Below are 19345 nucleotides of genomic sequence, written 5' to 3'. Positions count from 1 at the left end.
ATGAGTAGGGGTACATGGCTTTAGGAGATATATGGGTGATTGCCGCTCTCAGCACTATTTCGAACCGAGAGCAGATATAAAAAGATCAGGCGTTCTGTAGTGATTCTATGACTGCACCAAGGAACCGAGTTGCCTCACCTCCAGTTACAGCTCTGTGATCAAAACTGAGGGAGAGTGGAAGCATGTTGTGCGCTTCAATTGAACCTTCAGGAGTAACAACAGCACTTTTATAGAGTCTTCCTACAGCCAATATTGATACCATCGGAGGAACTATTATCGGGCTGGCAAAACGACCAGCAAATTTACCGAAGTTGGATAAGGTTATTGTTGCACCTTTTAACTTATCTGCGGTAACAGCTCGATTTCGTACCGATTCTTTGAAGTCATTGATGATTTGGCGTAATTCACCATCTGAATGCTTATTGGCGTCGTGTATGACGGGCACAAATAAACCTTCATCATTATCCATAGCCAATCCAAGATGAACTTCTTTAAAACACTGGCGGGCACCATGTCGGGTATCAAACCAGGCATTAAGAGCTGGTTCCATGTTGGATGCATGTACAATTGCTCTAATTAACCGAACAGTGATGTCCGTGCCTTGTTTCCAGTTATTAATATCCGCTTCGTCAAAAATACTTACTGGTACTATTTCCGCATGTGACTGAACCATACTGTTTAGCATGGCTCTTCTAACCCCACGCAATGGTTCAAAACCAACAGGGGGTTGGGAGTTTTTATCTGCCTGATTCTGAACATCAAGGCGGGTGATGACTCCATGCTCTCCTGTGCCTTTTAAGGTGTTCAGATCAACACCCAGTTTTTTAGCCAGCATCCGTACCGCAGGTGTTGTCTTAACACGTGTTCTGTCTGAATTCTGCGAGCCAATTACAAAGTTATCTTCACTGATTTCGGTACTTTCTTCAAGATTACCTACTACAGTACCTTTATCAGCAGGTTTGGCACTTGTTGAAACGAATGCAACTAAAGGTTCACCGGTTTTAATAACATCACCAGGTTTGCCAAAAAGTTTGGCAATAGTACCGCCTTGAGGGCAGGGTACATCAACTACAGCTTTAGCTGTTTCCATAGAAACTAAAGGTTGATCCGCTTTTACTGTATCACCTTCTTTAACAAACCATTCATGAATTTCAGCATCAGGTAATCCTTCACCTAAATCAGGTAGATTAAAAATATTCATTATCACTCCATTATGCTCATAACACTGTTTTTAATACGTGTAACACTTGGTATGTACTGTTTTTCAAGCTGGAAGTAAGGCATTACGGTATCATAACCAGTGACCCGCTGAACCGGGGCAAGAAGATCAGCCATACACTGTTCCATAATTTGAGCAGATATCTCAGCTCCAACTCCACAGGTTTTAGCTCCCTCATGGACAATTACACAACGTCCTGTTTTTTCTACGGAAGCGATTATGGTCTCAATATCTAATGGTTTGATTGTCGCCACATCAATCACGTCACAGGAAATGCCTTCATCACTTAATTGTTTCGCTGCTTGCAGGGTTTCGTGCATACTGGCACCCCAGCTGACTAGAGTTAGATCATCACCGTGCTGCAATGTAAAACATTTTCCTATTGGTAATGCCTGTCCATCATCTGCGACGGGTTGTTTGACTAAACGATAGATACGTTTTGGCTCAAGAAAAATAACAGGATCAGGATTTCGCATAGCGGCTAGCAATAATCCATAAGCACGTTTGGGAGATGAGGGAATAACTACTTGTAAACCGGGTATATGAGCGAATAAAGCTTCTGTACTTTCAGAATGATGTTCGGGTGCTCTAATTCCACCGCCAAATGGCGCTCGGTATACCAGTGGGCAATGCAGTCGTCCACGAGTTCTGTTTCTCATACGAGCAGCATGAGAAATGATTTGATTCATCGCAGGATAGATAAAACCCATAAATTGAAATTCTGCTACAGGCTTTAATCCCTGAATGGACATTCCTATTGCCAGACCGGCTATCATGGATTCTGCAAGGGGAGTATCAAAAACGCGTTTCTCTCCAAAACGCTCTTGTAATCCAACGGTCGCACGAAACACGCCACCGTTTTTACCCACGTCTTCACCAAATACGACGACGTTTTCATCATGGGCTAACTCATAAGCCAGAGCCTGAGTTACTGCTTCAATTAAGGTTATATCAGGCATGACCTGCTTCCTCCATGGCTATTGCGCGTTGTTCCACAAGATATTCAGGTAACTCTGCATAGTGATAATCGAAAATACTGCCTATAGATTGAGGGGCAGTACTTAAATATTCATTAACTGCTTGTTCTACCTTTTCGGAACATTCCATAACTAATTGTTCCTCTTCATCTGAAGACCATAGTTTTTGTGCCATCAGAAAATGTTTGAATCGAGCTATGGGTTCTTTAGGTTTGGCCTGCTCCACTTCTTCCGAAGGTTGATATCGTGTTGCATCATCAGCAGTAGTGTGATCGCAAAGTCGGTATGTTAATGCCTCAATCAATGTTGGGCCTTCCCCGCGGCGTGCTTTGTCAATGGCTTCACCAATGATTTGGCGGGTTGCGAGCACGTCATTGCCATCGATCTGTACGCCTTTAAATCCAGCAGCTATGGCTTTTTGGGCAATAGTTTGAGTACTTGTCTGTTTGTCTCGAGGAACAGAGATAGCCCACTGGTTATTATTTACTACAAAAACAACGGGTAAATTCCAGGTTCCTGCTACATTCATTGCTTCATAAAAATCACCTTCAGAAGTACCGCCTTCACCAATACAGACTACAGCAACACGGTTCTGATTTCGATATTTAAAAGCAAAGGCAACTCCTGCGGCATGAAGGCATTGAGACGCTATTGGTACACAGATAGGTAAATCCTGGGAATTGCCGGAAAAATTACTGCCACGCTCATCTCCACCCCAAAAGGCAAGAATTTCGGACATTTTTACACCGCGCTGCAACTGAGCGGCATAATCACGGTAATAGGGGACGAAGACATCATCGGGTTTCATTGCATGGCCAATTGCCGTTGAAATAGCTTCCTGACCATTAATAGGAGCATAGGTTCCCATTTTGCCAGTTCTTTGCAAGGCAATTGCTTTTTTATCAAAAGTACGGGTAAGTACCATTGTTCTGTATAAATCTTTTAAAGCGGAATGATCTTCTGCAAAGGAGGGTAGTTTACCTACTAACTCACCTTGCTCATTCAAAAACTGCGTGAAAGTAATATCAAATTGAGCAACTGTTGTCATTACATGGCTCCTTGTCAACAACGCGTTGCCATAGAATACTCACAAATTGATTTAAAAACCAGTGAATTAAATTGAAATTAAGTAACTTCCTAATAACTGAGGTAGACGTTATATCGATCCTCTGTACGAGGTGTTGTTCCTGAATTTGGAGATCCTTCACTGCGTTCAGGATGACGGAACTTATCCGTCATCCCGAATGTAAAGAGGGATCTCCTGAACGTGGTGTGGTGCCTGAATTGTGAGAGCCTTCACTGCGTTCAGGATGACGGAACTTATCCGTCATCCCGAATGTAAAGAGGGATCTCCTGAACGTGGTGTGGTTCCTGAATTTGGAGATACTTCACTGCGTTCAGGATGACGAAAGTTAACCGTCATCCCGAATGTAATGAGGGATCTCCTGAATGTGGTGTGGTGCCTACATTTGTAGATCCTTCACTGCGTTCAGGATGATGAAATGTGACTCAGAAATTAAAACATTAGATTGAATATGAAGTTGAGTTGGAGGATGAGGCTTGATTATGAGCGTGTTCCTCATCTTTAGTTAATGAATCCAATTTCTCCTTTAATACTTCGCGAACTACATTATAAATCTCTTGTTTCAATTTTTCAGGTTTCATGCTGTCTTTTTTATTTTTATTAAAAAGTTGCATTTTATTGACAAATTTCGTGTCCAATGCACCTTTCCATTCAGGGCTAATATATATATCGGTATCAGTAGGTCGGAGAGTATGTGATATAAATTTTGCTGAAGTGGAGCGAACGTCTCCATTAGTTGACTCAAGAAATAAGGGTTGAGTTAATTTCAAAGTCTCTGCAACTAACTCAGATATACCATGTTCTTTTAGTTTTGTTTTAGCATCAGGATGCAATGCAGCTTGATACCATGCATTGATCATCGACAACAGTGAGGATAAAACTGGAGGAAGAGTTAATACGGTATCTTCTGGGAATTTATATTCTCTATCCAGGCGGTCGAGCGCGTATTTAAGGGTGGTTTTACCTTCATGCATCGATTTGATCGCGGCAACAAGCAGGTTAAAGTGTAGTTGTCCATTACAAATTATTGAATTTAATTGAAGTTGCTTGTAGTCATGATCCATTAATCCAGAACAAATAATTGATTGTTCGAGAGACAAGAGAGTCGTATTGATTAACTCCCAATTCTTGGAACGAAGGGAGCGTTCTCTAACTGTTTCTTCATCAAGATAAATATGTGCCTTAAATTCATGAAGCCATTGATCTAATTCAGGATTACCCGTGTCTGAACTGGATGAATAATCAATAAAATACAATAAAGAAGATAACATTTCTCTAGCATAAACAGCACGAACCTCATAGTTCGATTTAATAGGGATTGGTGTGCTCTCCAGAATGAAATTGGTTTCAAAAGCAGTATCTTTACTGTTGTAAGTGGTATTAACCATGATGTTTCGTACAGCCAGCGCAAAATAGTCTAAAACAAATTTAGGTACAGGCTTACCATTTTGAAACTCATGAATTGCAGGTATCAGTTCATCATCAAATAGTTTCTTCACCATGCTGATTTGGTGTTGGCGCAGAAAATACAAATTTACATTTTTTAAGACTTGTATGGTGAGATTGACTGAGCCGACAGAATGTACACCAAGTGACGATAGTTTTTTAAGATTGCTTAAATTGTTAGCAACTATATTCGGTTCGGCGTCAACATCGTATACAAGGGTTTCACCTGGATAGGATGAAAGCAGGGACGCAAATGTCAATGCAAATCGAACTCCTCTGGGCGTCCTTGGTGGTGGAGGTGGGGCTGAGTCTGCTCTGGGCGATATACTGGATGATGAGGACATCGGAAGATTTTGGTCTGAACCACCTCTATAAAATGTAGTTCCTCTGATTGAGCTTGGACTTATTTGAAGCTGTCCTTGATCTTCGAGCGGAAGAACAATATTAAAAGGATGACGAATTCGAAACACTTGGATATTAGATACAGTTGCAATACCGTCTATAATTTCTATACCTTCGATTCCTGCTAAAGCATCGTTAATTAGTTGGTGATCAATGGGATCTTTTTCCCCTGCAAATTTATAAACACAATCAGCTGAAGTTGAGCCTTCGGGGAAAGACCATAAGATGTGTTTGGTTTGACAAGTAATATCTTGGAAGTAAATGAACATAAGGCTTATAAAATCAGGGTTTATGGAAAACAACACTGTACAATTTATTAACTTTTATGTAAAGATATATTCAAAAAAAACAGTATTAATAGGGGTTATTTTGAGCAAATTCGTATCATTAGAACTAAATTATCATCTTTTTTTGCAAGATTCATATAAAAAGTTCTGTGATTTACCAGGATTTGTATTGCTCGAAAGCACCGACAAAGCGCGTGGACGCTATGATATTTTAAGTGCTTATCCCTATGATCGTGTTGTAATCTGGTCAAATCAAGAGTCAAAAAACTCCTCTCCAGATACATTACGTGATCTCCTGTTAGACCATGAATCAATCAATGATCTTCCATTTCAGGGCGGAGCAATAGGGTATATTTCTTATGATTTTGGAGCCCAGCTGCTCGGGATCAAAACAATGCCTCAAGAGTCTCTATCAGACATGCCGCTTTTGGATATGGGACTTTACGATTGGGCGATTATCGCGGATCATCTTTTGAGAAAAGTCACATTATTTGCAGCAAATCGTCATTCATCAACAAAAACTCTAATTGAAGAAATCATTCAAATATGGAATCAATCTCCAATTGAACCTCAGAAATATGAATTAAACAGTGAGTTCATACCGCTCGTTTCAAAAGAGAATTATCAACAATCTTTTTCGGCAATAAATAAATACTTGAACGAAGGGAGAGCATATCAGGTTAATTTGACCCAGCCATTTCATGCCAATTTTTCAGGCGATTCCTGGGAAATTTATAGAACGATTACCGATAAGAACCCAGTTCCATTTTCAGCCTTTTTAAGGAACAAGGAAGCGGATATACTTAGTTTTTCACCGGAGCGATTTCTCCAATATGATCAGGGGACTATTCTTGCATCCCCAATAAAAGGCACTATTGCACGTTCGATTGATCCGAAGATTGACGAGCAATTGAAAAATCAACTGATTTCCTGCGAAAAAAATCGTGCGGAAAATGTGATGATTGTCGATCTGATGCGTAACGATTTAGGAAAAATTGCGAAGCCGGGTTCTGTGAAGGTTACTAATCTTTGTGAAGTACAAAGCTATAATTCGGTACATCATCTGGTTAGCGACATCGAAGCACTCTGCATGGATCACTTGAATCCATTTGATATTTTTCTTTCATGTTTTCCCGGTGGATCAATAACTGGCGCACCAAAACTGGAAGCAATGAACATCATTAATGAACAAGAACACTATGCTCGAGGCATTTATTGCGGCAGCATAGGCTATTTCTCAAGCCATGGTCGATTCGATACCAATATTGCTATTCGTACCATAACCGCAAAAAAAAATATTCTTCATTTGGCAGCTGGTGGCGGAATTCTTATTGACTCCAAATGCGAAGATGAATATCGTGAATGTTATACTAAAATTGCAGCGATAATTAATGGACTTAAATAAATTCTCAAAAAATGAGACCACACATTCAGCTGTAATCGTTTTGCATGAACTCGCAACTGATTCTTTAATTCTAACAAAACGTAGCGAACAGTTAAGGAATCATCCTGGAGAAATCAGTTTTCCAGGTGGATTATGGGAAGAGAATGACCTAAATTTTTCAAATACAGCATTAAGGGAACTCCATGAAGAACTTGGGATAATAAAGGAACGCGTTACTCTGATTAAGGAGCTAAAAGATGAACGCACTCTGTCCGGTATTATTATTCATCCATGGTTAGGTCAGATTGAATCTATAGAACCCTATGTTTTAAATTTTGATGAAGTAACAGGGCTTATCACCATTCCTATGTCTTTAGTCCATAGTGCCGCGAATTATCAGAAAATCACTGTTGAGCGGTATGGTGTTCAATTTACGACATGTGAATTTATAACAAACAATGATTATATCTGGGGTGCTACAGCCAGAATCATGAAACAATTAGTTATTGATTCCAAATAATTGTACAAAAATAGAAATTTATACCATGCTTATGGTGTTATTAATGCTGCTCTTCCAAGGTAAAACTTATGAAATCATTCGTTTTATTGATATTGTGTATCTCGTCTTTATTGTGTCATTCCCAATCCATAACGATTGGTTCGTCCAAATTTAATCCACCATTTGAAACATGGACCAGTCAAGAGTCTGCTTATTACGGATATGATATTGATTTGATGATGGAAATTTGCAAAAGATTAAAGATCACTTGTAAGTTTAAAGCGTACACTTTTAATGATCTCTTTGGCGCTACTAAAAATAAAAAAATTGATTTAGTCATCTCATCAATGATTATTACCAAATCGAGAGAAAAACAGTTTTTATTCAGTATTCCTTATTTACAGAGTTATTCGCAGTACATTACCTCAAACGATAATGCCTCAATTAACACGCTTGAGGACCTTTATGGAAAAAGAATAGGCGTAAGAGAAGGAACGCCCTATGGCGATCAAGTACGTTCTGACAATAGAAACAATACCATTGTCACGTATCCAATGATTAATGACATATTTGTTGGGTTACAGAACAATGAAATTGATGCATTTATATTGGACTACGAGTCAGCTAAATATTGGATAGCAACAAATCCAGGTATTTACAAACTTATTGGCAGTAAAAAACCAGTAGGGGAAGGTTATGCAGTTATGACCAGTTTAGATAATAGCGAATTAATTAAACGAATCAATCAAGTGATTTTGCAGATGGAGGATGACGGTACATTCATTCATCTTTATTCAAAGTATTTTGAATGGAAAAACCCTGATTAAATCAATCGGGGTTAACGAATCCCGATTGATTTAAACAATTAAAGCAAAGATATTTTAAGCTGTTACTATAGGCTTTTTATTTTGTTGCGCATCATTTCCAGAAGCTCCTTCTTTTAATGATCTACGCATTATTTTGCCAACATTGGTTTTAGGTAACTCATTAAAAAACTCGACTATCTTTGGCACTTTATAAGCGGTTAAATGTTCTCTGCAATGAGCGATTATTTGTTCCGCTGTCAAATTCGGATCTTTTTTAACTATGCAGGCTTTGACTCGCTCACCAGATTCTTCATCAACAACTCCAACAACGCCAATTTCCAGTACCCCTGGGTGCATACCTATTACTTGTTCTACTTCGTTGGGATATACATTGAAGCCGGACACTACGATCATATCTTTTTTCCTGTCAACCAGATAAATAAATCCTTCTTCATCCATTCTGGCAATATCACCTGTTTTTAAAAAGCCATCTTTAGTGAAAACCAGAGCTGTTTCATCAGGACGCTTCCAGTATCCAGGCATAACCTGTGGTCCTTTAATGCATAACTCTCCACTTGTGCCTATTGGAACTTCCTTGCCATTATCATCGCGGATAGATACATCTGTTGAAGGTAAGGGCAAACCTATACTGCCGTTATATCCATCCATATACATTGGATTCATCGTTGCAGCAGGACTTGTTTCAGTTAAACCATAAGCCTCTAACACACGTGTTTTAGTCATTTCCGCCCATCGAAGTGATACGCTTTTTTGAAGCGCCATTCCACCAGATAAGGCCAGTTTAAGTTTACTGAAATCTATTTCTTTAAATTTGGGGTGATTTAACAAAGAGTTATATAGAGTATTAACGCCTGTAAAAGCTGTAAAACCGGAGTTTTTAATTTCATCAATAAAATGACTTAAATCTCTAGGATTGGTAATTAGTATGTTTTTGGCACCAACTTTCATAAAGGTTAGACAATTCGCTGTTAATGAAAATATATGATAAAGAGGGAGGGCTGTAACAATAATGTCATTATCCGAAATACCTAGGGGTGCAATCCAGGAGTACGCTTGTAATACATTGGCTACCAGGTTTCCGTGTGTGAGCATTGCTCCTTTGGCAACACCTGTTGTTCCTCCTGTATATTGAAGGAACGCAATATCTTCATGATTTAATTCAACATGATGCAATGTTGCTTGCTTGCCTTCGAGTAACGCATAGTTAAATGCTACCGCGTGAGGAATTTTGTAAGCAGGAACGAGTTTTTTTATATGCTTTACAACAAAATTAACGATTAATCGTTTAAATGTCGGGAACAGGTCACCAATTTGAGTAACAATCACATGTTTGACTGAGTTCATTGAAGGTAAGGCTTTCTCTATGGTGTTTGCAAAATTGGCAAGAACGATAACTACTTCTGCTCCAGAATCATTCATTTGATGAATTACTTCATCCGTTGTATAGAGTGGGTTTGTATTTACCACAACAAAACCTGCACGTAAAATTCCAAATAATGCTACCGGATATTGAAGCAAGTTTGGCATCATGACGGCAATGCGGGCGCCTTTTTGTAGGCCCAGTTGTTGCAGGTATGCAGCGAAATCTCTGGTTAAGTGATCCAGTTGAGCATAAGTAATGTCGCTGCCCAGATTGGTGTATGCTGTACGATTGGCATAAAGGCTACATGATTCTTTAAATAAAGATACTAGGGATAAATATTGACTGGGGTCAATTTCATGTGGCACGCCATTTTGATATTGTTCAAACCATCGTTTATCCACTTTGATATCCTTCTGTTATTGGTTCCCACATGCTAGTATAAACAAAAATATCAGTTATGGATATCATAGAAATGAGTGAAAATATAACTAAAACTCAAGCATTTAGATTAAAAGGAAGGCTTTATACCTTTACAGTTTTACAAGTGATGAATACAGATATTGATTTTTTTTCACAGCAATTTGCAGAAACTGTAGTTAAAGCCCCTAAATTATTCGAAAAAACCCCAGTGGTATTTGATCTGTCTTCAGTGAATCAGTTGGAGTTTGATCTTATTGCTTTATTTCAAATTGCTCGAGAGCATGGGATGATTCCAGTAGCAATACAGGGAGGCAATGCGCTACAAGAAACTCTGGCTCAATGTAATGGTTTAGCGGTTCTAAATGCCTCTGCTTCACAAGATAAACCTTTAGTTGAACAACCCGTTGAGCAGCTCACTGCGGAACTAACTACAACCAAATTGTTGACTACACCCGTTCGTTCCGGACAACAAGTTGTAGCCAAAGGCGCTGATTTAATCGTTACATCCTCAGTAAGTCATGGCGCTGAATTATTGTCCGATGGAAATATTCATGTGTACGGAGCGTTAAGAGGAAGAGCTTTAGCAGGAATATCCGGTGATGTACATGCAAGAATCTTCTGTCAATCTCTTGAAGCAGAGTTAGTATCAATAGCAGGTTTTTATCGATTAAGTGATGCCATAGAACCAATTAACGGTCCTTGCCAGATTTATTTATCCAATCAACACATTGTTATAGAGTCCTTATGTTAGAGGCTGTATTTATATCAGATTTACATCTCCATCCAGAAGACTCCGAGATTCAAGAGCGTTTTAATCAATTTATAAAATGGGCGCGAATTTCAGTCAAAAAAATATATATTCTTGGTGATTTTTTTCATGCTTGGGCTGGAGATGATTCGATTAATGAATGGAGTCAAGGAATAGCCAGGCAATTATTTGAACTGACTTTGCAAGGCATCTCCATATACTATATGTGTGGCAACCGCGATTTTCTGCTGGGTAAAAAGTTCGCTAAACTGGCTGGCTGGACTATTCTGCAGGAACCAACCTTAGTTAAATTGGGTGGTGAAAACATATTATTAACCCATGGAGATCGCTATTGCACTAAAGATATAGGTCATCAAAGGTTGAGACGTTTAACTCGTAATCGCTTATTTGTACTGTTGTTTTTAAGTTTTTCTTTAAGATTTCGCGAGAGTATTGTTAATAAAGTTCGTACCATCAGCTCCAATAAACAAAATAAACCAATGGAAGAAATGGATGTTGTTACAGAATCCGTATTGGCTCATATGGCACAATATCAAGTCCGTATTTTAGTTCATGGTCATACTCATAAGCCAGGCCTTACCCAATATCAGAATAAGATGCATCTAATGCAACGATTTGTGCTTAGTGATTGGGATGACACGCCACAAGTATTGTGTTATGATAATACAAAGGGATTCTATTTTACCCATGCATTGTTACAAGAGGAGTACAGTAATGTCTAAATCAAATGATGAAATGCGCGAGGAGCTCGCCAGAATACGTAGAGAAGAAGAGCAGAAAGCACTGACTCGAGAATATCAAGAACGTGAAAGGGCAAGAGCTGACGAACGTGCTGCGGCTATGGATAAATTACATAAAGGACACAAAACGACTGATCCTCAGACTGGCAGAGAGGCAACTCTTTGGGAAGTAGCAATGAAAGAAGCTGATAGAGCACTAGAAGCTGATGTTAATGCCTACAATGACTGGCGTTCTGCGATGATGAAACTATGGAATATTTATGGCTCCATGGCCAAAGCGTTGCATCAATCAACCAATGAAACAATTTGGGCTCCAGCAAGTAACTTAATAGCCGATAAAGTATTATTGCCTGCATCTGATATTCTTAGAGAACTCTTTAGAAAAAATCCAGAGATTGATCTTCCAGAACTTCAGCATTTGGTTACATGTTCGGATGATGGAAAATTATCTATACAACCACTTACCCGTTCAGATAATAATCAAGAAACCAGTCCAGTACTCGATCAATTATTCGAGAAAGGGGTGCGGATGTGGCTTGAACAGCAAGGTTATGTAGCAACTCCAGGCGATAAATCCAAATTTGTTGATGAACATGGTATGGCTTTAGACAAAGATACCTTCAATAAATTAAAAGATGATCCCGACAATGGATTAGACAACTTCCTGAAAGGTGAATCAGAACTTGATTTCAGACCTCGTGGTCCATAGGGCAAGTTTAGTTGGTATCCGGCTGTATGGATTTGATCGCTCATTACTTTATATAGCTCATACCCACTTAGACGGGTAAACACCATTATTAGGTTAAGAGTTTCTCCTCGAACCGTTCGGGCCGAGGAGGCTACGTTCTAATTGTGTCCATCACACCCGGGGATGCCACTATGAAACCGGAACACAGTATCTTTGCTTGAAATAAAAGCATTTTCAACCGTTAAAAATCTATCCAGACGATCATCAATTGAACCGCCATATAAATTGGCTAGGTATAAGTAATCCTGAAAGTGGCGAGCCTCAGATTTAATTAAAGTTTTATAAAATTTAGCTAGTTCCAGATCATTTAGGAAAGGAATAATGGCATTGAAACGCTCACAAGATCGTGCTTCTATAATCGCGCCAATAATTAGTTGATCACATAAGCGTTCAATTCCATCTCGTTTTGTAATGAGTTTATGAAGTTTAGTGGCATAATCTGAAGGTTGCAAAGGACCATAAGAAATACCCTTTTGTTTCATAATATGCATTACTTTTTCAAAATGAAGTAATTCCTCTCTGGCCAAAGGTGACATGATGGCAACTAACTCAGCTTTTTCAGGATATTTGCTCATAAAATTAATTGCGGTAGCTGCTGCTTTGCGTTCACAATGAGCATGATCAACCAATAATAAAGGTATATTGGTTGATGCGTGCTGAAGCCATGAGTTTGGTGTCGAAACCCGTAGAAATGCATTTAAAGTTTGTAAATCAGTATCTAATCGTTTTAACATCATTGAAATACACTATAATTTCAAATAATAAGCCTTATATCACAGACGCTAGCTAATTTAAATTGGATGAATTATGGACGAGCTAATACAAGACGAACAATTGAGTAAATGGTTTTCAACTTATGGTTTAATCACTGCGGAACGATTACTGGGTACCTATCACATTACCTTACCGCAAAATGAATTAATCAGCGCGATTAAAAGTCCATTCAGTTTCTATCATCAGTTATTAAAAATTCCATTAAAAAATGTATTGAATGGAATCGTGCTTCAGCAAGCCGGCGACTATCACATTTATGCCCAGAAACTATTCATTGATTATTTATTATCTGGTGAAAGCGGGAAAAGTGAAACTTCTCCTGGAGCACTAACTCGAGAATCACTGGAAGCTGAGCGACAAAAGTTAGTAACCTTGGGGGAAGATTTTCATCAACTACAATTAGCACAAAATAAATTAATTGCTAACGCCCAGGCACGCCTGATAAAAATTGCAGAGGACTGGAGAAAAAAATTTGAATCGGTACTCACACTTATCAACACTACATTAAAAAGCAATGGTTTTGAAATTAATAAAAGCACCATACGTTCAGCAGTCAATTATGCAATAATTCATTGTGATTATGTCAAGGCAGCGTCACTTGGTAATGAGCTTCTAATTGTGGAGGAATTTAATAAAATTACCAAACTGAAGTTGAGTGATGAGTTAAAAAAAATAATTTTAGGTAATATGTCGGATATCCTGGAGATATTGTCTCATTTCGATTCACAGATCAGCTCATTTTATCAAGAGAATAAGGTGTTGGGTGAGCAAGCAAAATCCTATAGATCCCAATTTTACGATACCATACTGCGCGTAGCTGAATTAATTAAATTATTACCAGAGTACAAAATTGATCCGCAACAAGATGCCATCAACAAAGAATCCTTGTATTTTGATAAAACTATTGGAGAAAAGTAATTGTTAATTCGCCCTAATATAAAGCGAGAATAAAACTGATTATTGGGAAATTAATCTTTTTGTTGAGTCTATAGATTTATCGCTTCGAAAGGATTATTCATTTTTGATGTACGATATTTACAAACACCCAAGATATGATTATAATTCGCTCACAAAGAGTAAAGATAAATCATTTATTGTGACATCAAATACACAATGTATCACCGATTTTAGGTATAAGCATAATGAGTAATTCCACAAACCAAGAGCAATTTGATTCACTAATTAGGGAATTAAATCTATGTCTAGTACAGTATAAAACAGAGAATAATATATTATTAAAGCTTAAATATAATAGTTTAAAGCTTCTGATAGATGAAGTGCAGATAGTTTATCCCAAGCTTAAAAAACGATCATCTTTGCGCACGCTTGAAGAAGTACAACAGATTATAATTGATCTCTTGCAAAAAACTAAAATAATAGCTGAGTCTGATATTCAGAGCCCTCAGTTAATGGATAATCTTTTGGATGCTCAAAATTTAGCAAAAGAATTAGACAGACAGGAGAGACGATCTATTCCATCTAAAGTAATAACTAAATCCTTACCGTTCGCGGCATTATCTCTAGGATTTTTAATCTGTGGTGTAATAGTAGTAGCAGTTTTCAATTTGTTTTGGTTATTTGGGGTAATGGCAGCGCTCTCTACACTAATTATGTTCGCTCTTTCACAGAATAGAGAAGATGAAAACTGTTCTCTCATCTTGGGTATAAATCGCCCTTTCCGCTTTTTTCAAGAAACATGTACGGCTAATAATGATAATTGCTCTGCCTTGTTGACTAAATATAATAACCTTACAAAGAAAGAACAGAAAAAAAGACAATCAACCTCAACAACAGAAGGCTCTGCAATAGAAGATGTGCTCAGTTTTTATGGAGCAGGACCTTATAGTACTATGCCTGCGCATGGGGGGTAATTTGGGTGTTCATTGAAAAATCATCATTCAAACAATCACTTGCATGGGTTGTATTGTAATACAGAATGCTCAAAGAGATGATCTTTATCCACTAACTGTTCTATCAGAAAGAGTAACAGGCAGAATCGTCGGTAAATGCACTCTAAAAATAAGCATATTCTTCCTGCTAAAAGTAGGGCGTGTTGTCAATTGTTCTCAAGATGAATTTATATTAGCCAGAGCCCTATATATTCATGTATAATAACGCACTTTAAAACAAAACCCTTGGAGTACATGATGGCGATAGAACAAACACTGTCTATTATTAAACCAGACGCTGTAGCAAAATCTGTTATAGGTCAAATTTACACTCGTTTTGAAAATGCTGGCTTAAATATAGTTGCCGCAAAAATGATGCAATTGTCCAGAGCTCAGGCTGAAGCATTTTATGAAATCCATAAAGCTCGTCCTTTTTTTAATGATCTCGTTGAATTTATGATTTCTGGCCCAGTAATGGTTCAGGCTTTAAAAGGTGAGAACGCTGTAATTAAAAATCGTGATCTAATGGGCGCAACAAATCCTAAAGAAGCGGCTCCAGGAACTATTCGCGCTGATTTTGCTGACAGTATCGATGCAAATGCAGTCCACGGCTCAGACAGTGCTGAAAATGCAGCCCGTGAAATAGCATTTTTCTTTGAACCTCATGAAATATGTGATAGATAAGGTTGTTTTGGAGTCACTATGGCCGATCAAAAAGTTAATTTATTGAATTATAATTATCAGCAGTTACGCGAGCTGCTGACTCAATGGGGTGAAAAACCGTTTAGAGCGCAACAATTAATTCAATGGATTCATCAGGCCGGCCTGACTGACTTCACTCAAATGTCTAATATAGGGAAAGCATTAATTGAGAAACTTTCTCGGCTTTCCTATATAAAATTACCAGAAATTGTTGCTTGCCAAAAATCCAGCGATGGTACTCATAAATGGTTATTAAAACTGGATTGTGGTAACTGCATTGAAACTGTTTATATTCCGGAGGCCAATCGAGGTACTCTGTGTGTATCTTCTCAAGTAGGATGCGCATTAAATTGTTCTTTTTGCTCAACTGCAAAACAAGGTTTCAACCGAAATTTGAGTACCGCTGAAATAATCGGCCAGGTGTGGTTGGCTGCCAGAGAATTATCACAGGCTCAGGGCGCTCATGATAAACGAATCACGAATGTAGTGATGATGGGTATGGGTGAACCTTTACTTAATTTTGATAATGTTGTTTCTGCAATGAGTATTATGATGGATGATTTTGCCTATGGATTATCCAAGCGACGCGTTACATTAAGTACTTCAGGAGTTCTGCCTGAGCTGGAACGATTAAAAGAAGTTAGTCCAGTTGCCTTGGCTGTATCGTTGCATGCTCCCAATGATGCGTTACGAAATGAACTGGTTCCAATCAACAAAAAATATCCCTTGGCTCAACTCATGGCTTTATGTAAACGGTATTTTAAAGACGAACCCAGAAGAAAAGTCACTTTTGAATACGTGATGTTAAAAGATATTAATGATCAGCTTGAACATGCGAATCAGTTGATCAAATTACTTCGAGACGTACCCGCTAAAGTCAATCTAATTCCCTTTAATCCATTTCCCATGACTCAGTATCAACGTTCATCTCAGGACACAATTGATGCATTCAGAGACCGATTAATTAAAAACGGTATCAATACGATCACTCGTAAAACGCGAGGTGATGATATCGATGCGGCTTGCGGTCAACTGGCGGGTGAAGTAAAAGACAGAACCAGTCGCTCCGAGAGATGGCAAAAACTTCATTTTATTCCCAAAAGTACCAAAACTGATGAGAATAGTCTCTCTACGAATTAATTAATTCGAAATGAGATGACAAAACATTTTTAATTTCTCATTAAGTGGTTATAATGCGAAATCATTTCTAACGTTAAGTGGTTGTCGTGCGAATAGTATTACGGTACTTATTAATCAGTATATTCGTGTTTCTCCAAGCGTGTAAACATGCGGATGAAAATACTGAGCCAGAAACTAAAAAAACCGACCTGAGCAAGGCAGCCAGTTACAATATGCAATTGGGTTTAGGATATTTAAAGCAGGGTGATAGACCACGAGCCAAGAAGAAATTGCTTACTGCAATGGAACAAGAACCAAACTCAGCTGATGTTAATGCCGCTATGGCCTATTATTTTGAGCAGACGAATGAGCTTGATGAAGCTAAAAAATACTATTTAAAAGCCATCTCATTATCCTCAGGAGGCGGTGCGCAATTAAATAATTATGGGACCTTTTTATGTCGCCAAGGTGATTATAAAAAAGCTGAAACATATTTTTTAAAAGCAGTTAAAGATGTCCAGTACATTAATACGTCTGCCGCTTATGAAAATGCAGGACTTTGTGCATTGGCTATTCCTGATAATGATAAAGCAAAACTGTACTTTACAAATGCTCTGGATCAAGATCCTTCAAGAAAGGAATCGTTATACGAACTGGTAAAACTCGAAAGCAAAATGGGTCATGATGCAGAAGCTTATAGTCTCTTGCAAAAGCACCCTGATTTGGTATTAAACGATCGATATTTTTTACCTTTAGCTAAAGACATTGCCATTAAAACTGGCAATTACGCTGTAGCTGCACAATATGAAAATAATTTCAGGAAAATGGAATCAACTACTGATAATAGTGGAGTAAATGATGAATACAACAGCCACAATGGATGATGCGAATCCTAATGAGATTGACAATCCAGGAAAACAACTAGCGAATCTACGTCAACAAAAAGGTTACACAATTGAGTATGTTGCCAGTAAATTGCATTTAAGAGTTCGGATTATCGAGTTAATTGAAGCCGGTGATTTTCAGTTATTACCCGAACCGGTTTTTGTTAAAGGCTATTTACGTGCTTACTCAAAATTATTGGGAGTATCTCCCGAACCTTTTTTAGTAGTATTTAATAATCAATATACTTACGAAAAGAAGCCTGAGCGTGCTCTTTGGCAAAGTAAACGTGAATCTCATAAAGCGGAATACATCATCAGATTAGTGACTATTTTATTTGCGGTTGGGGTAATGGTAGCTGTAGGTGTCTGGTGGCAAAAAAATCGAGATACACAGCCTGTATTTTCCAGTAAAGAAAGTCCTGCTAATTTATCTTTAAATGATAATACTACAGAACTTAAGCTAACTGATTTATCCAAAATGCAGTCATTATTAACCCCTAACTCACAAATGACGCCTCTGGAGAAAGAAGGTGGCTGAAAAAATTCAAGCAATACGTGGTATGAATGACATTTTACCTGATAGAACAAGCATTTGGCGCCACATAGAACAAGTTTTTGTACACTGCTTATCTCGATATGGTTATCAGGAAATTCGTTTTCCCCTAATAGAAAGCACCCAATTATTCAAAAGAAGTATTGGAGAAGTTACTGATATCGTTGAAAAGGAAATGTACACTTTCAACGATTTAAATGGTGACAGCTTGACATTGAGACCTGAAGGTACTGCAGGTTGTGTACGCGCCTGTGTGGAACATGGTTTATTACATAACCAGCAGCAAAAACTCTGGTATATGGGGCCCATGTTTCGTCATGAAAGGCCTCAAAAAGGACGATACAGACAATTTACCCAATTCGGTGTAGAAGCATTTGGGATGCCCAGCTCCATTATTGAAGTTGAACTGATTGCCTTATCTTATCGTATCTGGAAAGAGCTTGGATTTGAACGAAATGTAGAGCTGCAAATCAATACATTAGGTGAGTTGTCGGAGCGTCAGGCATATAAGAATATCCTGGTTGACTATTTGCGCGATAATTTTGATCACTTGGATGAAGACAGTAAAAGACGCCTGGATAGAAATCCATTACGCATTTTGGACAGTAAAAATCCGGATTTACACCAATTGATTGCAAATGCTCCAAAACTGATCGATGTTCTCGGAGAACAAAGCAAAGATCATTTTAATACTTTTCGTGAAGGTTTGCATACGCTGGATATACCTTATACCATTAACCCATTTTTGGTACGAGGTCTAGATTACTATGGACATACTGTATTTGAATGGGTAACCGATAAGTTGGGTAGTCAGGCAACAATTTGTGCGGGTGGGCGATACGACATACTGGTTGAACAGATTGGTGGAGCTCCAACGCCTGCGGCAGGTTTTGCATTAGGTATAGAGCGAATTGTATTATTGATGGAAACATTAAATCTATTGGAGCAACACAATCCAAAACAATCCTTATATATTATTACAACAAATCAAGAAGCATCAATAAAAGGTCTTTTGATGGCCGAAACGATTAGAGATGCGTATTCAAATGTTGAAATAATCACGAACACAACCGGTGGCTCGTTTAAAAGCCAGTTTAAAAAAGCAGATAAGAGCGGGGCTCGTCTGGCATTGATTTTAGGCGATGATGAAATAGCCAATATGAAGGTCAGCATAAAGGATCTGCGAGTTGAAACAGAGCAGATTACAATAGATCAAAATGCTATTATTGAATTCTTGAATAACTATCTTGGGTGAGTGC

At 38.3% G+C, this 19345-nt stretch carries 19 protein-coding genes; 13 read left to right on the top strand and 6 right to left on the bottom strand.

From position 1 onward, the window contains the following. Positions 1-85: 85 nt before the first annotated feature. The 4 genes from IZU94_RS02440 to IZU94_RS02425 all read right to left on the bottom strand — a co-directional run bounded on the left by IZU94_RS02440 (position 86) and on the right by IZU94_RS02425 (position 5397). Positions 86-1201, bottom strand: coding sequence for a dihydrolipoamide acetyltransferase family protein (locus IZU94_RS02440; protein ID WP_203107652.1), 1116 nt, complete (start codon positions 1199-1201; stop codon positions 86-88). A 2-nt stretch (positions 1202-1203) separates the two neighbouring features. Further along, complete coding sequence (locus tag IZU94_RS02435; RefSeq protein WP_203107650.1) at positions 1204-2178, bottom strand: alpha-ketoacid dehydrogenase subunit beta; 975 nt, start codon at positions 2176-2178, stop codon at positions 1204-1206. After that, positions 2171-3244 (bottom strand): pyruvate dehydrogenase (acetyl-transferring) E1 component subunit alpha, encoded by a 1074-nt coding sequence (gene pdhA / locus IZU94_RS02430; RefSeq protein ID WP_203107648.1) that lies wholly within the window; start codon positions 3242-3244, stop codon positions 2171-2173. The genes IZU94_RS02435 and pdhA overlap by 8 nt, the downstream gene beginning before the upstream one ends. A gap of 476 nt (positions 3245-3720) precedes the next feature. Beyond that, positions 3721-5397, bottom strand: coding sequence for a hypothetical protein (locus tag IZU94_RS02425; protein ID WP_203107646.1), 1677 nt, complete (start codon positions 5395-5397; stop codon positions 3721-3723). A 100-nt stretch (positions 5398-5497) separates the two neighbouring features. On the opposite strand from IZU94_RS02425, the gene pabB reads away from it, so the two are divergent. From pabB to IZU94_RS02410, 3 genes are all read left to right on the top strand, one after another. Continuing rightward, a complete protein-coding gene (gene pabB, locus IZU94_RS02420) occupies positions 5498-6820 on the top strand; it encodes an aminodeoxychorismate synthase component I (RefSeq protein WP_238400671.1) in 1323 nt (440 codons plus the stop codon). Then, on the top strand, positions 6807-7319 hold the full coding sequence (locus IZU94_RS02415) for an NUDIX hydrolase (protein ID WP_203107644.1): 513 nt from the start codon (positions 6807-6809) through the stop codon (positions 7317-7319). The genes pabB and IZU94_RS02415 overlap by 14 nt, the downstream gene beginning before the upstream one ends. 68 nt (positions 7320-7387) lie before the next feature. Next, complete coding sequence (locus IZU94_RS02410; protein WP_203107642.1) at positions 7388-8125, top strand: transporter substrate-binding domain-containing protein; 738 nt, start codon at positions 7388-7390, stop codon at positions 8123-8125. A 54-nt stretch (positions 8126-8179) separates the two neighbouring features. Here IZU94_RS02410 and IZU94_RS02405 read toward each other — a convergent pair whose 3' ends face one another. Continuing rightward, on the bottom strand, positions 8180-9889 hold the full coding sequence (locus IZU94_RS02405; protein ID WP_203107640.1) for an AMP-binding protein: 1710 nt from the start codon (positions 9887-9889) through the stop codon (positions 8180-8182). Between the two features lie 71 nt (positions 9890-9960). On the opposite strand from IZU94_RS02405, the gene minC reads away from it, so the two are divergent. The 3 genes from minC to IZU94_RS02390 are packed head-to-tail and all read left to right on the top strand — an operon-like array spanning position 9961 to position 12126. After that, a complete protein-coding gene (gene minC, locus IZU94_RS02400) occupies positions 9961-10659 on the top strand; it encodes a septum site-determining protein MinC (protein WP_203107638.1) in 699 nt (232 codons plus the stop codon). Next, positions 10653-11399, top strand: a complete 747-nt coding sequence (locus IZU94_RS02395) for a UDP-2,3-diacylglucosamine diphosphatase (protein WP_203107636.1) — start codon at positions 10653-10655, stop codon at positions 11397-11399. Before minC ends, IZU94_RS02395 begins: the two co-directional genes overlap by 7 nt. Beyond that, positions 11392-12126, top strand: a complete 735-nt coding sequence (locus tag IZU94_RS02390; RefSeq protein WP_203107634.1) for a hydrolase — start codon at positions 11392-11394, stop codon at positions 12124-12126. Before IZU94_RS02395 ends, IZU94_RS02390 begins: the two co-directional genes overlap by 8 nt. A gap of 137 nt (positions 12127-12263) precedes the next feature. Here IZU94_RS02390 and IZU94_RS02385 read toward each other — a convergent pair whose 3' ends face one another. Further along, positions 12264-12899, bottom strand: a complete 636-nt coding sequence (locus IZU94_RS02385; RefSeq protein ID WP_203107853.1) for a MiaE family protein — start codon at positions 12897-12899, stop codon at positions 12264-12266. Between the two features lie 73 nt (positions 12900-12972). On the opposite strand from IZU94_RS02385, the gene IZU94_RS02380 reads away from it, so the two are divergent. The 7 genes from IZU94_RS02380 (at position 12973) to hisS (ending at position 19341) form a co-directional block, all read left to right on the top strand. After that, on the top strand, positions 12973-13857 hold the full coding sequence (locus IZU94_RS02380; RefSeq protein WP_203107632.1) for a hypothetical protein: 885 nt from the start codon (positions 12973-12975) through the stop codon (positions 13855-13857). Between the two features lie 224 nt (positions 13858-14081). Next, on the top strand, positions 14082-14810 hold the full coding sequence (locus IZU94_RS02375; RefSeq protein ID WP_203107630.1) for a hypothetical protein: 729 nt from the start codon (positions 14082-14084) through the stop codon (positions 14808-14810). 276 nt (positions 14811-15086) lie between these two features. After that, positions 15087-15512: a nucleoside-diphosphate kinase gene (gene ndk, locus IZU94_RS02370; RefSeq protein ID WP_203107851.1), complete on the top strand. Its 426-nt coding sequence runs from the start codon at positions 15087-15089 to the stop codon at positions 15510-15512. A gap of 18 nt (positions 15513-15530) precedes the next feature. Further along, positions 15531-16670, top strand: a complete 1140-nt coding sequence (rlmN, locus tag IZU94_RS02365) for a dual-specificity RNA methyltransferase RlmN (protein WP_203107628.1) — start codon at positions 15531-15533, stop codon at positions 16668-16670. Between the two features lie 86 nt (positions 16671-16756). Then, a complete protein-coding gene (gene pilW / locus IZU94_RS02360; protein ID WP_203107626.1) occupies positions 16757-17533 on the top strand; it encodes a type IV pilus biogenesis/stability protein PilW in 777 nt (258 codons plus the stop codon). Further along, entirely contained in the window at positions 17508-18071 is a 564-nt protein-coding gene (locus tag IZU94_RS02355; protein ID WP_203107849.1) for a helix-turn-helix domain-containing protein, read from the top strand. Before pilW ends, IZU94_RS02355 begins: the two co-directional genes overlap by 26 nt. Continuing rightward, positions 18064-19341 carry a histidine--tRNA ligase gene (hisS, locus tag IZU94_RS02350; protein ID WP_203107624.1) on the top strand — a complete coding sequence of 426 codons (1278 nt, stop codon included), beginning with the start codon at positions 18064-18066 and terminating at the stop codon, positions 19339-19341. Before IZU94_RS02355 ends, hisS begins: the two co-directional genes overlap by 8 nt. Positions 19342-19345 lie beyond the last annotated feature (4 nt).

Origin of the sequence: Legionella bononiensis (assembly GCF_016786215.1) — a bacterium.
GTDB classification, from domain to species: Bacteria; Pseudomonadota; Gammaproteobacteria; order Legionellales; family Legionellaceae; genus Legionella; species Legionella bononiensis.
This window is presented reverse-complemented; position numbering and strand designations above follow the sequence as displayed.